The following is a 16243-nucleotide window of genomic DNA, read 5'->3' on the forward strand; positions in this document are numbered from 1 at the left end:
TCCGTTTGTGATAAACGGAGCTTTTTACTATTGGATACAATAAACGATTACACCAACGATAATAATCATGTTGCCGATGAGTTTACGTTTCGTTATTTTTTCTCCTAGGAAATACCAACCAAAAATTAATATGATGATATAACTTAAGGATTCTAATGCTGATGCTTGTTTTAATGCCATGCCCTTCATGGCGATAACATTTAATCCGGCGTTAATTACAAATAAAGAGTAGCCGATAATAACATAAGGATTCACATATTCTTTTATTCTAGAATCGTATTGTTGCAAAGTAGCTTTTTTTAATAATATTTGTGAGTAATTAGCTAAAATTATCCCGAAAATAAATAATAACATATAACTATTCATCTTTTGTCACCACCACAATTCCGACGATAATAATAGCTGCACCAAGTAGATGATTCCACTGAATCGTATCTCCAAATAGAAATACTGACCAAAGCATTGACCACAGTATAATAATCCCGCGATGTGAATATGCTTTTGAAATTTCGAAATGTTTAATTACTTGTTGCCATAAAATTGCATATCCGAATAAAAGTATAACTAATCCGAAATAAGCAACAAAAAATGAGATGGAAGCAATGGGGAATTTAGCTGCCCATTTCATGTAAACCATAATGATAGAATATATCAAAAAAGCTACATGTAAAAATACGTAATTTTTAATAGTTGGTTTCATTTATTCACTCTCTTTTACATATAAATATATATTTATATCTATCTTTTCCTAATAATAGATATTGGAACGTATTTTGTTTAATCTTTCACATTCCAAAGTATATAGTATCATGGCTTTTATTGTAAGACAATAGAAGCCATGCATTCATTTTTTCCAAGGTTCTACAATATGTATCGTTTTATTTGTTGCATCCAACTCTACTTGAACACCGATAGGCATGGTAATCATTGGATGTGTATGACAACAATCGAAGTCAGCTAGAAAAGGAATTCTTTGATTTTGAAGTACTTCTAATAGTATTTCAAAAGGTTTTCGATTTGTACCACAATCATCAAATTGCTCATGTTTTCCAAGAATGATACCTGAAATTTTATCGAATACACCGTTAATTTTAAGTAATGAAAAGCTTCTTTCAATAGTAGCTGCATCTTTTGAACTGTCCTCAATAAAGAGAATGTCACCTTCTTGAATATGTGGCATATAGGGGCTACCCCAAATTCCTTGTATCGTGTTTAAATTCCCGCCAATAATACGCCCGGTAGCTTTTCCATCAATTACTGAAATCCAATCGTTTGGTCGAAGTTCTTTCTCCTTTGTCTTTTCTTCCCAATTAATAAATTCATCTGACCAAAATAATGGTTGTTTTATATGATAAGGAAGAGAATGATCATGTAGTAAAGTTTCAGCGAAATATTTGTATGTGCAATCAACAAAAGGTTCAAATTCGCCAAAGGAAGGGACGAGAGCTGGTCCATAAAATGTAGGGATTCCTGTTTTGGCGTAAATTGCTAGTAATAAAGCAGTTGCATCTGAATACCCAATCATTATTTTAGGGTTTTTTAGAAAAGCATCATAATCAATATAAGGTAATATTGAATTTGAATTCATCCCACCAATTGTTGACATAATACAAGAAATATTAGGATTTCTTATTAAGACATTTAGCTCCTCAGCACGCTCTTGTATACTACCAGAACGATAAAAATCATATCGACCTGTTAATGAACCTTCTAATATATGAAACCCTTTCTGTTGTAAGTAAGATTTTGCTCGTTCAAATCTCTTTGGTGAAGTGTAGGTTACTGGTGAAGAAGGGGAGTAGATCCCAATTGTGTCTCCGTATTTTAATGATTTTGGAAGTAGCATTTGTATGAATCCCTTCTATTAAATAGTTTATCTCGCTATTTGACGGGTAGCCCGATTGGGGGGCTGATTAAAGTTTCGCTTTATTTACGAGATTTTATTATTGAATATTCTTACGTTTCAACATTGTAAGTTTAACATAAATAAATTAAAATAATCATTGCTGTATATGAATAAATATACCTTTTACCTTGACTATATAAAGGAATTGTTGTTAAGGTTAAATGTGAGTGTATAAAAGGTTTGCTAAAGGAGTTTTGAAATGAATCGGTTAAAATGGGGAAGGATGACAGTCCTATTAGTCATTATTTTAGGGATATGTTGGTTCTTATTCCAAGGAAATCAAAAAAGCGTAGCGAATATAGAAGGACAACCTTTGCAAGTGGCAGAACTACCTAAAGCAGGATTTACTGAAAAAGTAGTCCCGCCAAAGTACATCCCACCAGAAATTAACGCAAAAGCAGCTATGATTATCGATGCGAGTGATGGAGATATTATTTATCAATATAATGAAAATGAAGCTTTTGCACCGGCTAGTATGTCTAAGATGATGACAGCGTATCTTCTACTAGAGAGTATACATAACGGGAAAGTTCGCTGGGAAGATCCAGTGAAAATGAGTGCGAAGGCGGCACAAACAGAGGGAGCGAGAATCCCAGTACAAGTTAATGACACATTAACTGTTAAAGATTTATATCATGCATTAATGATTGAGTCAGCTAATAATTCAGCTGTGGCTTTAGCAGAACATATGGCAAAATCGGAGAAAGATTTCGTTCAGCTTATGGATGCAAAAGCGAAACAGTTAAAAATGTCGGAACATGCTAAATTTGCAAATGCGTCTGGATTACAAGAGCCAGATGGAAGTGAAACAAAAATGACGGCTGCTGATGTAGCGCAATTGGCGTATCATCTTATAAAAGATTATCCGGAAATATTAGAAGTGACTCACTTACGCCAAAGTCAGCTAGCATTTAATAATATTAATGTTATAAGCACAAACGACATGTTAAATAGAAATAATAAAAGTTTATATATAGAAGGAATGGACGGACTAAAGACTGGATTTACAGATAGTGCAGGATACTGTTTTACTGGGACTGCAAAGCAAGGTGATAATCGAATTATCACAGTGGTCATGGGGACATCAAATAAAACAAAACGTTTTACAGAGACAAATAAGTTAATGTCGTATGCATTTGGATTAGTTAATTAAGTAAGTAAAATACGAATCTAAATCGCTACATAAGTAAGACTGTTTGTTGTTACTAATTTTAGATAACAACAAACAGTCTTTTTATTTTTATTTTAAAAAGGAAAAAGCTTCTAAATATAAGTGTTATTATTTGAGTTTGTTTGTTGCTGTGATATTATAAAGTTATAAGCTTATTAATAATAAGTTTGAGGGGCGTAATATGATATATACATATGAAATAGCCTCAATTGAAAATTGGAGGGAATTATGATGGCAAAAGATTTTTACTCAGCAATTGAAGACAGAAGATCTATTTATGCAATTAGTAAAGAGCAAGTAGTTTCTGATGAGAAAATTCAAGAAGTGATTTATCATGCTGTAAAACATACACCTTCAGCTTTTAATTCTCAAAGTGCTCGCGTTGTTGTTTTATTAGGAGAACAACACGATAAATTATGGGATATTACGAAAGAAACGTTACGAAAAATTGTACCTGAAAATAACTTTGCACCTACTGAAGAAAAAATGAATGCATTTAAAAGTGGTTATGGAACGGTTTTATATTTTGAAGACAGTGAAGTAGTGGAAAGCCTTCAAGCTAACTTTGCATTATATAAAGATAATTTCCCAACTTGGTCTCAGCAATCATCAGGAATGTTACAATTTGCAATTTGGACAGCCTTAGAAATTGAAGGGTTTGGTGCTACGTTACAGCATTACAATCCGCTAATTGATGAAGAAGTGAGAAAAGAGTGGGATGTTCCAGAGAATTGGAAACTTATTGCGCAAATGCCATTTGGTAAACCGGTAGTACATGCTGGTGAAAAAGAATTCCAACCGCTAGAAAACCGTGTGAAAATTTATAAATAATTTGATAAAAGGTGAACAGGGATATAACCTGTTCACCTTTTTTATACGTAATAAGGTTTTTTTTGTCCGGTATTTTTCATTTGATTTTTTAATTCATTTTTACGTGTTTGAATCGCTGATACTTTTTGTAATGTTATCATTGAAACGAATTGAATAAAAGCATAGTATAGCTCTATATTTTTTTGTATTGGATCATCTATTATATTTCTCACAAATATGCCTCCTCTTTTTATTCCAATAAAACTCCGCATTAATGGGAAGCCCGAGTGGTGAGGGTTAATAATTAGCGGAGGATGTATAAAACCCTTCCTGATTAAAGTTTCATTTTATAAGGGAATGAAATTTTAATCAATTCGCTAAAATTCTTGTTTATTAAGATATGTATATAATACTATAAAGATCCTATAAATTCCATTATCGGAAAAAGAGAACAGTTGATATAGTGTGTGTTTTCTTTAAAGGAGAAATGATTTTTGTGAAATAAATCTTACAATTCGTCAAATTATTTCAAAATTGTAGATAGTATAGAAAATTAGTTTTCTAAAAATATTATACTATTGATAAATAGAGTGATTTTTGTCATGATGAAAGTATACTTTATGTAAGGAGCTTTATAAGGAAATACATACTTGAGTTTGTATTAGGTTAATAGAATTTTTTGTAATAGATAGAAAAGGGATATTTTATATTGAAATATTAAATAGAATGTCGAATTTTTATGCGATATATAAGAAATTTGAAAAAACCATTGCAAAAACACTATGTTTAATGATAAAGTTCACATGAAGTTCACACGGATTTCACTTTGTTCATTTAAAATGAACTACGTGTGAAAAATAAAACTCTTGCTAAAAAATGGAACTGGATGAATATTTTACTTTGATAATATTGTAAAGTATTAAGTTTTAATTTTTTTTTAAGAGGATAGTAGGGAAAGGAAGTAAAGACAACTTATGAAAAAAGTAATTGCAGGTTTAGCAGCAGCTTCTGTAGCTGGCGTTGCAGTTCCAGGAATGGATTCTGCTCATGCACAAGTTTCAAATGAAGCGCTAAAAGAAATTAATGGACAAACTCAAACTCAAACTCAAACGACTGTAACTGAAACAAAAACTGTAGAAACAACTTCTGAATTAAAATACACAGTAACTGCTGATGTATTAAATGTTCGTTCAGGTGCTGGTACAGGACATAACGTTATTTCTAAAGTAAAATCAGGCCAAGTGCTACAAGTAGTTGGACAAGAAAATGGTTGGTTCAAAGTAAACGTAAATGGTCAAACAGGTTATGTAAGTGGTGACTTCGTAACGACTGGTGGCAAAACAGGAACGACTGTTCAACAAGGAACAGGTACTTACACAGTAAACGTTTCTTCACTTAACGTACGTACAGGCCCAAGTATATCTCATACAGTATTAGGTTCTGTAAATAAAGGTAAAACAGTACAAGTTGTAGGTGAAGTACAAGATTGGTTTAAAATCAACTTCAATGGTGGAACTGGATACGTAAGCAAAGACTTCGTAACAAAAGGTGGTTCTGCTGTATCTAACGAAACACAACAACCAACTACAAACAACAATAATACAACGGTTCAAACTGGTGGTTCTTATGTTGTTAACACTGGTGCTTTAAAAGTACGTACAGGCCCAGCTATATACAACGCTGTAATCGGTGGAGTAACAAATGGTAAAGTATTAAACGTTACTGGCGCTGAAAATGGTTGGTACAAAATTAACCATAACGGCCGCACAGGTTACGTAAGTGCAGACTTCGTTAAGTTTGTAAAAGGCGGAGTAAACAACGTTACAAATAACAATAATGTTACAAATAACGTTCAACAACCAGGTAAAGACGTACAAAAACCAACAACAGGTGGAGATACATCTTCAATCGCTGGATTCGCTAGATCTTTAAATGGTTCACCATACAGAACTGCTGGTACAACACCTGCTGGTTTTGATTGCAGTGGATTCATTCACTACGTATTAAATCAAACTGGTCATAAAGGCGCTCGTCAAACAGTTGCTGGATACTGGAGCTCTAAAACAAAAACTAGCAATCCACAACCAGGTGATTTAGTATACTTCCAAAATACTTATAAATCAGGTCCTTCTCACATGGGTGTTTACTTAGGAAACGGTCAGTTCATTAGTGCAGAAACAGATGCAACTGGTGTACGTATTAGTTCTGTAAGTAATTCTTACTGGAGCAAGCACCTATTAGGTTACACAAAAGCATACTAAGAAAAAGTAGTTTTATATACTTTTCGTATAGAGAAAAGGCTTTCCAAGGAAATTTGGGAAGCCTTTTTATAGTTGAATAAATTGGAAGTTTAATAGTTTTTATTTTAACTTTCCATTTAAAAATCGATCATATAAGTCATGGAAATAGTTAGGACGAAATAAGTTAGCTGCATGTCCCGCTAACGGTATTTCCTTATATAGAACGTTAGGTAAAATAGATTTTAAATCAAATAGACAAGATTTATAGAGATGATCATGCTCTCCCATTACCCATAGTATAGGGTGAGGAAGTGATTTTAATTTAGATTTTAAATCGAATTCTAACCTATGTCGTAATGACTGGGCAATTATGGATGAATGTAATTGTAATCCGAAACGGTAGTAAATATTTCTTGAAATGACTGCGAACGGATTTGCTTTTAGTATACCACTTGGAAAAATAGTATTTGCGTATTGAGAGAGCCATTTAGAGTATTCATCTCCTCGCTTCTCCCAAAAATTTTGAAATACATTATATAAACGAGAAGGGTTATTGTAATGTCCTCCAATATGACAAATACTTAATACTTTTTCTGGATGCATTTGTGCAAAAATTGTAGAGATGTAACAGCCGTAACTTAGCGCACAAATATGTGCTTTTTTAATATCTTCTTGTTCATATAAGTTTAATAATTGATCTACGAGGCGCTGTAATGAAAAGTCGATTGCTTCTCCTTTATCATCACCGTGACCTAATAAGTCATAAGTTATAATGTTGTAGGAGGCAGAAAAACGTTTTTGCTCCTTTTTGAAGGCGCGACGATTGCCAACTAATCCATGAATAAAAATAATTGTTTCCTTTTCAGAATGTATATTTGTTTGCAAAAAGGATACTCCTTTCACTAACTGGAGATTTATATCGTGTTTTAAATTATTTATCTATAATTTACATAGAATAATATTAAGTACCAGGTAATAATATCAGATGTTTATATCTGTTGTAAAGATGAGTTTTTATGTATATTTTGTAAAAATAGAAAAAGTGTGTTTACATTCAGTTTACATTTGTATCGTATTCTAATTTTAGAAAGAACAGTTTGGTTTAACACGAGGAGATGAACAGGAATGGAAGTTAGAAATGAAATGAAGAAAAAAGGGAGTTGGAGGCAGTTTTTACGCCTTATTCAAGATACAAATCCTCCGAAAGGAATTTTAGTTTTTGCGTTATTAATGAGTTTGCTTTCTACGGGAGCGAGTTTATTTATTCCTATGCTTACAAAAGGATTAGTAGATAATTTTTCGCTTTCTTCAATTAGTGCAGGACAAATTGTTGGATTAGTTGCTTTCTTTGTAATGCAAACTATTGCGGCAGGGTTGTCTATATATTTACTAAATTATATTGGACAGAAGATTGTAGCGGGACTAAGAGAACGTTTGTGGAAAAAGGTACTTATCTTGCCGGTATCTTATTACGATCAAAATAGAACAGGTGATACAATTAGCCGTATGACGAATGATACAGGTGTAGTGAAAACGTTAATTTCTGAGCATTTGTCAAACTTATTAACAGGTGGTATTTCAATTGTTGGATCGTTAATTGTATTATTTGTTTTAGATTGGAAAATGACTGCGTTACTTTTAACGGTTATTCCGTTGTCTGTGTTAATTTTAGTTCCACTTGGACGAAAAATGTATAAGATTTCAAAAGCGCTTCAAGATGAAACGGCATCTTTTACAAGTGTGTTAACGCAAGTGTTATCAGAAATTCGTTTAGTGAAATCTTCAAATACAGAAAAAAGAGAATATGAAACGGGTAACACAGGTATACAAAAGTTATTACAATTTGGTTTGAAAGAAGGAAAAGTGCAAGCATTAATTTCGCCAGTTATGTCGTTTGTTTTAATGGCACTACTTGTTATTATCGTAGGATATGGCGGGATGCGAGTTTCTAGCGGTGCATTAACAACTGGTGAACTTGTAGCGTTTATTTTGTATTTAGTTCAAATTGTAATGCCGATGAGTCAATTATCTATGTTCTTTACACAATTCCAAAAGGCAATTGGTGCGACGGAAAGAATTAGTACGATTTTAGAATATGAAGTAGAAGATCATGAAACTGGTGTGAAAGTGACAAATGCTAAGCAACCGATCGTTCTTGAAAATGTACATTTTGAGTATAACGAAGAAGAGCAAGTTTTAAAAAATATTGATTTCACAATTGAATCTGGAAAAGTGACAGCGATTGTAGGACCAAGTGGTAGTGGGAAAACAACGTTATTCTCATTATTGGAACGTTTTTATGAGCCAACCAGTGGTGCCATTAAATTAGGAAAAGAATCAGTTACGAGTTATTCATTAGAGTCATGGCGACGTCAAATCGGTTACGTATCACAAGATAGTCCGTTAATTGATGGAACGATTCGTGATAATATTTGTTATGGCGTTGAGGGCGAAGTAACGGATGAAGAAATTGAAAAAGTAGCAGCAATGGCATATGTTGATGCATTTATTTATGACTTACCAAACGGTTATGCAACAGAAGTTGGAGAACGTGGTGTGAAGCTTTCAGGGGGACAAAGACAGCGGATTGCCATTGCCCGAGCGTTACTTCGAAATCCGCAAATTCTTATGTTAGATGAGGCGACTTCAAGCTTAGATAGTAAATCTGAATCTGTCGTTCAAAAAGCGTTAAATAACTTAATGAAAGGCAGAACAACGTTAGTTATTGCGCATAGACTTTCTACTGTTGTAGATGCAGATAAAATTATCTTTATTGAAAAAGGCAATCTTACAGGAAGCGGTACACATGATGAATTATTACGTACACATGACATGTATCGTGAGTTTGCAACGCAGCAATTGAAAATTAAAGAGGGTGCATTATAAAATGAATCATCAGTGAGATTTTACTCCACTGATGATTCATTTTTAAAAAATATATTAGATGCTAAGTAGAAAGGAAATGGTTCCTTTGATACCTAAAATTTTAATAGTAGACGACGATCCACACATTAGAGAACTCGTTTCTGTATTTTTAGAACGAGAAGGTTTTCAAACATATGAGGCAATTGATGGAGTAGATGCACTTCAGAAAATGGATGACGTAAAAGTTGATATGGTTATTCTTGATATCATGATGCCAAATATGGATGGGTTTGATGTATGTTTTGAATTAAGAAAATACTATGATATCCCGGTTCTGATGCTAACGGCCAAAGGGGAAACATCACAAAAAGTAAAAGGATTTCACCTTGGGACAGATGATTATCTTGTAAAACCATTTGACCCTATAGAACTAGTAGTGAGGGTAAAGGCATTATTGAAACGTTACCAAATTACAGTTTCCCAATCGATTCAAGTTGGAAATGTATTATTAAATCGTAAAACATTCGAAGTTACATCTGGAGAACAAACGGTTACGTTACCGTTAAAAGAATTTGAGCTGCTCTTTACTTTAGGGTCTAAATCGGGAAGAACTTGTTCGAGAGAGCAATTAATTGAAGAAATATGGGGATATGATTTTGAAGGGAATGAACGTACACTAGACGTTCATATTAATCGGTTACGTGAGAAGTTTCAAGAAGAGCAGTCGAAATTTAGTATTAAAACAATAAGAGGATTAGGGTATCGCTTAGAGGTAAGTAAATGAGAAAAAGAAAACGATTGAGTAAGTTGAAGATGCTGAAAGTATTTGGAGCGGTATTAGCGCTCTTTTCTTTTCTTACTATCATTTGGTCTATCGCATTTTATGTAGCAACTAGTATATTGAATGTTTTTGACGTAAACGTATCGCCGTTTGTTACCTTTCTAATTAGTGATATGGTCGGTTTTGTATTTATTATTTTTATTTGGACATTGATTGGAATATTAATGAGACCAAAACGAGAGGCGATGATTTGGACTATTATTGAACCGATACAAAAAATTGCAAAAGGAGACTTCTCCGTAAAAATAAGAAATGAAGAAAAGTATGATGGTGAAATTGGCGTGCTCGTAAAAAGTATAAATGATATGACAGATGAACTGAATACGATGGAGAAAATGAGACAAGAGTTTGTATCGAATGTTTCTCATGAAATACAGTCACCATTAACTTCTATAAAAGGATTTGCTAGAGCACTACAAGACGATAATCTTTCTGAGGAAAAAAGAAAGCATTATCTTACCATTATTGAAACTGAAACAACGAGATTATCTAAACTAAGTCAAAACTTATTGAAGCTAACTCTTTTAGAATCAGATGAGTATACACCAGAAAGAGTGAGCTATCGATTAGATCAACAATTAAAGCAAATTGTGTTAAATAGTGAACCACTCTGGGCTGAAAAAGAAATTGAGTTAGAACTAGATTTAGAAAAAGTACATGTTATTGCTGACCAAGAAAGTATGAGTCAAGTGTGGATTAATTTAATTCATAATAGTATTAAATTTACTCCAAGCGGTGGTACAATTACTATTCAGTTAAAGGAACATGAGACAGTAGTGGAAGTGCTTATCCGTGATTCAGGAATTGGTATATCAGAAGAACAGAAACAACATATTTTTGAGCGTTTTTATAAAGCGGATTCTTCACGAAATCGTGCCTATGGAGGAAGTGGCTTAGGTTTAGCTATTGTAAAGAAAGTACTCGACCTTCATCAAGGAGAGATAAAAGTGGAGAGTGAGGAAGGAAAAGGTACTGAATTTATTGTGCGTATTCCTAATTATGAAGAAAAATAGTGTAGTGATAAAGAACCATTTTTTATTTCATACGCAGACACTCTTTTATGAGGAGGGTGTCTTTATTTTGCATGAATAATGATAAATACGTGCAATGAATGCATAGTAATTTTCTATAGTTACCTATAAGTAACCTACGCACATGAAAGTGCATCATTGCCTTTTTACATAAACATAGATACAATTTTAATATAATACATAACTGAAATGATTAAGGAGTGTTATACTTGGCAGAATTATTACAAGGCAAAAATGCTTTAATTACAGGAGCAGGTAGAGGGATTGGTCGCGCTGTAGCGATTGCATTAGCGAAAGAAGGCGTAAATGTAGGACTTTTAGCTCGCTCAGAAGAAAACTTAAAAGCTGTAGCGAAAGAAGTAGAAGCAGAAGGCGTAAAAGCTGTTATTGCAACTGCAGATGTTTCTTCATACGAAGAAGTAACAACTGCGATTGAAACGTTAAAAAATGGTTTAGGATCTATTGATATTTTAATTAATAACGCTGGTATTTCTAAATTCGGTAAGTTTTTAGAACTAGACGTTGCTGATTGGGAAAAAATCATTCAAGTAAACTTAATGGGTGTATACTATGCAACTCGTGCAGCTTTACCGAGCATGATTGAACAACAATCTGGTGATATCATTAACATTTCATCTACAGCAGGACAAAAAGGTGCACCTGTAACAAGTGCATATAGTGCTTCTAAATTTGGTGTCCTTGGCTTAACAGAATCGTTAGCGATGGAAGTTCGCAAACATAACATTCGTGTAACAGCTTTAACTCCAAGTACAGTAGCAACTGATATGGCTGTAGATTTAGGATTAACTGATGGAAACCCTGATAAAGTAATGCAAGCGGAAGATATTGCAGAATTTATCGTAGCGCAGCTGAAATTAAATAAACGTACATTTATTAAATCTGCTGGACTTTGGTCTACTAATCCATAGGAATTAAATTTAACTTTAAAAGAAGGGATATCTATTCTGTAAGGGGTAGGTGTCCCTTCTTTATTTTTTGTATTAGAGACAGAATTTTCTGTATAATTAAAAGTGAATGGTAGAAAGCATTGGTAAATTGAAAGGAATGGTAGTTGTAAAAGAGTGATGTAAGGAGGGAAAAGGGATGAAAAAGAAGTTTCAAAAATTATAACATGTATCGTGTATAACGAGATTAGCTCGTGGACCTCCAGTATACATAGCATTATATTGTATATTAAAAAATTGGAGGCTATAAATAGATGAGAACTGAAAAAGAAATGCTAGACGTAATTATAAATATAGCAAAAGAGGATGAAAGAATTCGAGCAGTTATCATGAATGGATCGCGTGTAAATCCAAATGTGAAAAGAGATTGTTTTCAAGACTATGATATTATGTATGTTGTAAATGATATACAATCTTTTACGTCTAATCATAATTGGATTCATAGATTTGGAGAAATAATGATTGTACAAATGCCAGAAGAAATGTCGTTAGTTCCACCAGATGAAGACGGGAAGTTTCCATATTTAATGCAGTTCATGGATGGGAATAGGATTGATTTAACGCTAGTTCCAGTTGAGTTAATACAAAAGTTCGTTGGACAAGATAGTTTAAGTAAACTGCTTCTTGATAAAGATAATTCTCTGGAAGAATTCCCACCAGCAAGCGATAAAGATTACTTAGTAAAAAAGCCTACAGAAAAAGAGTTTTTAGATTGCTGTAATGAATTTTGGTGGTGTAGTACGAATATCGCAAAAGGGTTATGGAGAGAGGAGCTTTCTTATGCAAAAGGAATGCTTGAGGGACCAGTGCGAGATATGTTCATCGTAATGCTAGAATGGTATATTGGTATGAAAACAGACTTTACAGTTAATACAGGGAAGTTTGGAAAGCATTTTGAGCAATATATTGAAGAAGATATGTGGGAGCAATTTAAAAGAACATTTTCTAATGCAGAATATGAAAACATATGGGATTCATTCTTTGTCATGGGTGATTTATTTAGGGAAGTGGCGAACGAAATTGCTAACACGTATGAATATCAATATCCGCAAGATGATGATGATAAAGTGACGAACTATTTAAAACATGTGAAAGCTTTGCCGAAAGATGGTACATCGATTTATTAATAATATAAAGCAGCAAGACTGTCCTAATGAAGGACAGTCTTATTTTTTGTTTATGAATAACAATTTCTCTAACAAAGTGCAGAGGAATCACATATGAAAAATTAGGGAGGTTTTTATTATGTATTATTTTTATTCGCCACAAATGTTTGCTCCATATCAATGGGGACTAGAACGAGATGTTTCGTATGCTTATATGCCATATAACTCATTTTATTATGGAGACTATATAAGTTCATTGCCATACGTATATACCCCTCAAAACTATGAAGTACAAATGAAAGCATATGAGCGTGGATCGTGGACACCATTTTCATGGGTCGAAAAATATGCGTACGCATTTTCCGGACCGTACAATAAAGCGGAAGTAGCTCTTACATTTGATGATGGACCAGATTTAGAATTTACGCCAAAAATATTAGATAAGTTAAAACAACATAATGTAAAAGCTACTTTTTTCTTACTTGGTGAAAACGCAGAAAAATTTCCGAACGTAGTAAAGCGTATTGCGAATGAAGGGCATGTAATTGGTAATCATACGTATAGTCATCCGAACTTAGCGAAAGTAAATGAGGATGAGTACCGTAATCAAATTATAAAAACGGAAGAAATATTAAATCGTTTAGCTGGTTATGCACCGAAGTTTATACGTCCGCCATACGGTGAAATACTTGAAAATCAATTAAAATGGGCCACAGAGCAAAATTTTATGATTGTACAGTGGAGTGTTGATACGGTTGATTGGAAAGGTGTGAGTGCTGATACGATTACAAATAATGTGTTAGGGAATTCATTTCCTGGAAGTGTCATCCTCCAACATTCAACACCAGGTGGGCATTTACAAGGATCTGTAGATGCACTAGACAAAATCATTCCGCAGTTAAAAACGAAAGGGGCACGTTTTGTAACACTTCCAAGTATGTTCCAGACATCAAAAGAAAGAAAGTAAATGTGTTATAAATTGGAAAAATAAGGTTTGTGTCGTATAATGAAAGTGTAAGTTAGGGGGGATATAATTGATTTATGCACTAGTAAACATAGGAATAAGCATATTGATTAGTATTATTTTTATACTTGCGGCAATTATTCTTCAAAAAAATCCACCGACCGATATTAATGCAGCATATGGTTATCGTACGAAACGATCTATGAAAAATAAGGAATTATGGGGTGCGGGTAACAGGTATAGTGCAGAAGTGATGAAGCAAAATGGATTCATCATGATGTTAATTGGAAGTGTTATTAGTATACTGTTTAGATTTCCACATACAATAATAGCGATTATGGTGGTTATGCTGTTATTAATTATTCGTTTATTTATACAAGTAGAGAATAAATTAAAGATACTTGAACAATAATAAAAAAAGGACTCTACGCAATATTATGCTAAGAGTCCTATTTTATTTATAAACTATTATTTTTTAATAATTCTTTTCCTTTCTCTATAACAAATTCATAGTATGCAAGATCATACGGGTAAATATCTTCAAATGTTATTGTAATTGGTTTATTGTTTAAAACAGAAATAGCTGTAAAAGATGAAATTTCTCCATTTAATAGTTGTAGAAAAGAAGTTGCATGTACTTTCATCACATCGTCTACTTCTTCACCTGGTGCGAATGGAAGTGGATTGATGACATTGTGGAAATACATATGACAAAACTCGCGATCCGTAAGATTTGAAATTTCATAATCTATTTTAAAAATGCCCTTGTATGCTAAATCAGTCGTTTGGAAAGAAAGCCCTAATTCCTCTTCAATTTCACGAAGACCACCACTTTGTACATCTTCATCATGCATAATATGTCCGGCTGAAGTAATATCCCAAATGTTTGGAGCTTCTTTTTTATTTTTAGAGCGTAATTGGAAATATAAGAATATATCTTTAGCATCTTTTTCTACAAACCAACAATGAAATGTTTCGTGCCAATCACCGTCACGATGCACTTCATCGCGTAATTTCTTCCCAAGTGTATTTCTTTCAGAATCAAATATTGTTAACCACTCTGTCATTTTAATTCCCCTTTCTGCAAATTTTATTATACAATATTCGTATTGAATTTTGGGAAAATAAAGAAAAAGGGGCGATTATAAGTGGAGATAGAGCGTATGGAAATAAAATCGATTATTTCAACAGAGGAAGAGTTACGGAAAATATTGGGGAAACCAAGTGAGCGAGCATTGAAAAAAGTTATTTCATCATTAGACCACCATTGTGTAGATTTCCTTTCTAAATCTCCTTTTCTAGTATTATCTACTGCAAATAAGTTGGGGGAGTGTGACGCCTCGCCGAGAGGAGACGCACCTGGATTTGTATACGTACTCAATAATAATAAAATTATCATTCCAGAAAGGCCAGGAAATCGCCGTATGGACTCCATTTTGAATATTATTTCAAATCCACGTGTAGGACTAATCTTTTTTATTCCAGGTCTTGGGGAGACACTCAGAATAAATGGCCGAGCGTATATTACAAACGACGAAGAAATTTTGAAAGAAATGCAGGCGAATGGACGTAATCCGTTGCTTGGAATTGTTGTTGAAATAGAAGAGTGTTACATTCATTGTGCAAAAGCGTTTATTCGTTCTAAGATGTGGGATCCAGAATCTTGGTTACATAAAAAAGAGTTACCTTCAGCAGCAAAAATGTTGTTAGAGCATGCGAAAGTGAATGCTTCAGAAGAAGATGTTGCACGTTCTTTAGAAGAAAGTTATACAAAAAGATTGTATTAAAAATTTTATTGATATAATTTTGTAAGGTGAGTATGTACGGGTTTTAGAATGGGAATTTATCCCGCATTAACGGGCAGTAACACCCCTACCTCAAAATTCAGCGAAAGCAAAGAAGTTAGGTGGGGATCAACTGCCGGTAAAAGCCCGAATGGTGAAGGCTAATAATCAGTGGGGATGAACAAAATCCCCACTGATTAAAGTTTCACTTTATATATGAACCGTTGATTTATAAACTGGAGAAATGACAAAATAGGTAAATTGAGTGGCAGTTGCATAATGCTATTGTGAAATATAATAAAAAATTATTTTGAAAATAGTTAGTAAAAATAGGCTTGCTTTTTAAAAATTTGATAACTATAATAAATTAACAAATAGACATGAACGAAAAAGTAATGATAAGGACACGAAATCATTTTTACGGTTTACAGAGAGGGAAGCCAAGGGTGTGAGCTTCCTAACACGAGAAATGATTTTACCACCTTTGAACTTCAATAGTGAACGAGTAATCTAGTAATTATTGGCGGTATCAGCCGTTATCTGAACTTGAGCAATCTAGG

Annotated in this window: 17 protein-coding genes; 11 read left to right on the top strand and 6 right to left on the bottom strand. The window is 33.5% G+C overall.

All coding sequences use genetic code 11. From position 1 onward, the window contains the following. Window positions 1-27: 27 nt before the first annotated feature. From BAQ53_RS09135 to BAQ53_RS09145, 3 genes are all read right to left on the bottom strand, one after another. Window positions 28-366, bottom strand: coding sequence for an EamA family transporter (locus BAQ53_RS09135; RefSeq protein WP_001089868.1), 339 nt, complete (start codon window positions 364-366; stop codon window positions 28-30). Then, the gene (locus tag BAQ53_RS09140; RefSeq protein WP_000805125.1) at window positions 359-700 is read right to left on the bottom strand and encodes an EamA family transporter; all 342 of its coding nucleotides are present in this window, start codon (window positions 698-700) and stop codon (window positions 359-361) included. Before BAQ53_RS09140 ends, BAQ53_RS09135 begins: the two co-directional genes overlap by 8 nt. Window positions 701-844: 144 nt before the next feature. Further along, on the bottom strand, window positions 845-1846 hold the full coding sequence (locus BAQ53_RS09145; RefSeq protein WP_000926318.1) for a S66 family peptidase: 1002 nt from the start codon (window positions 1844-1846) through the stop codon (window positions 845-847). A gap of 259 nt (window positions 1847-2105) precedes the next feature. Between BAQ53_RS09145 and BAQ53_RS09150 the strand changes: the two genes are divergently transcribed. Both BAQ53_RS09150 and BAQ53_RS09155 read left to right on the top strand, forming a co-directional pair. Further along, window positions 2106-3059, top strand: a complete 954-nt coding sequence (locus tag BAQ53_RS09150; protein ID WP_001080875.1) for a D-alanyl-D-alanine carboxypeptidase family protein — start codon at window positions 2106-2108, stop codon at window positions 3057-3059. 246 nt (window positions 3060-3305) lie between these two features. After that, the gene (locus BAQ53_RS09155; protein WP_208906772.1) at window positions 3306-3908 is read left to right on the top strand and encodes a nitroreductase family protein; all 603 of its coding nucleotides are present in this window, start codon (window positions 3306-3308) and stop codon (window positions 3906-3908) included. Window positions 3909-3949: 41 nt separating this feature from the next. Here the strand turns inward: BAQ53_RS09155 and BAQ53_RS09160 are convergent, their stop codons facing one another. Further along, window positions 3950-4120 (bottom strand): DNA mismatch repair protein MutT, encoded by a 171-nt coding sequence (locus BAQ53_RS09160; protein WP_208906776.1) that lies wholly within the window; start codon window positions 4118-4120, stop codon window positions 3950-3952. Between the two features lie 741 nt (window positions 4121-4861). Between BAQ53_RS09160 and entFM the strand changes: the two genes are divergently transcribed. Beyond that, complete coding sequence (gene entFM / locus BAQ53_RS09165) at window positions 4862-6148, top strand: enterotoxin EntFM (RefSeq protein WP_208906782.1); 1287 nt, start codon at window positions 4862-4864, stop codon at window positions 6146-6148. A 99-nt stretch (window positions 6149-6247) separates the two neighbouring features. On the opposite strand, the gene BAQ53_RS09170 is transcribed toward entFM, so the two are convergent. Beyond that, window positions 6248-7012 (bottom strand): alpha/beta fold hydrolase, encoded by a 765-nt coding sequence (locus BAQ53_RS09170; RefSeq protein ID WP_001194303.1) that lies wholly within the window; start codon window positions 7010-7012, stop codon window positions 6248-6250. 240 nt (window positions 7013-7252) lie between these two features. Here BAQ53_RS09170 and BAQ53_RS09175 point away from each other — a divergent pair, with 240 nt between their 5' ends. The 7 genes from BAQ53_RS09175 (at window position 7253) to BAQ53_RS09205 (ending at window position 14311) form a co-directional block, all read left to right on the top strand. After that, window positions 7253-9013: an ABC transporter ATP-binding protein gene (locus tag BAQ53_RS09175; RefSeq protein ID WP_046945381.1), complete on the top strand. Its 1761-nt coding sequence runs from the start codon at window positions 7253-7255 to the stop codon at window positions 9011-9013. 85 nt (window positions 9014-9098) lie between these two features. After that, entirely contained in the window at window positions 9099-9776 is a 678-nt protein-coding gene (gene hitR / locus BAQ53_RS09180; RefSeq protein ID WP_000612414.1) for an envelope stress response regulator transcription factor HitR, read from the top strand. Continuing rightward, a complete protein-coding gene (hitS, locus tag BAQ53_RS09185) occupies window positions 9773-10846 on the top strand; it encodes an envelope stress sensor histidine kinase HitS (RefSeq protein ID WP_001231607.1) in 1074 nt (357 codons plus the stop codon). Before hitR ends, hitS begins: the two co-directional genes overlap by 4 nt. Window positions 10847-11073: 227 nt before the next feature. Then, window positions 11074-11793 (top strand): 3-ketoacyl-ACP reductase, encoded by a 720-nt coding sequence (locus tag BAQ53_RS09190; protein ID WP_000818985.1) that lies wholly within the window; start codon window positions 11074-11076, stop codon window positions 11791-11793. Window positions 11794-12083: 290 nt separating this feature from the next. Then, window positions 12084-12956, top strand: coding sequence for an aminoglycoside 6-adenylyltransferase (locus BAQ53_RS09195; RefSeq protein ID WP_208906783.1), 873 nt, complete (start codon window positions 12084-12086; stop codon window positions 12954-12956). Between the two features lie 118 nt (window positions 12957-13074). Then, window positions 13075-13902, top strand: a complete 828-nt coding sequence (locus BAQ53_RS09200) for a peptidoglycan-N-acetylglucosamine deacetylase (RefSeq protein ID WP_000291224.1) — start codon at window positions 13075-13077, stop codon at window positions 13900-13902. Between the two features lie 67 nt (window positions 13903-13969). Beyond that, window positions 13970-14311 (top strand): SdpI family protein, encoded by a 342-nt coding sequence (locus tag BAQ53_RS09205; protein WP_208906785.1) that lies wholly within the window; start codon window positions 13970-13972, stop codon window positions 14309-14311. Between the two features lie 46 nt (window positions 14312-14357). Here the strand turns inward: BAQ53_RS09205 and BAQ53_RS09210 are convergent, their stop codons facing one another. Further along, window positions 14358-14966 (bottom strand): NUDIX hydrolase, encoded by a 609-nt coding sequence (locus BAQ53_RS09210; RefSeq protein WP_000141385.1) that lies wholly within the window; start codon window positions 14964-14966, stop codon window positions 14358-14360. Window positions 14967-15047: 81 nt separating this feature from the next. Here BAQ53_RS09210 and BAQ53_RS09215 point away from each other — a divergent pair, with 81 nt between their 5' ends. Further along, window positions 15048-15686, top strand: coding sequence for a pyridoxamine 5'-phosphate oxidase family protein (locus BAQ53_RS09215; protein ID WP_089148986.1), 639 nt, complete (start codon window positions 15048-15050; stop codon window positions 15684-15686). Window positions 15687-16243 lie beyond the last annotated feature (557 nt).

It is taken from the genome of Bacillus sp. B25(2016b) (genome assembly GCF_001679765.1).
GTDB classification, from domain to species: domain Bacteria; phylum Bacillota; class Bacilli; order Bacillales; family Bacillaceae_G; genus Bacillus_A; species Bacillus_A thuringiensis_K.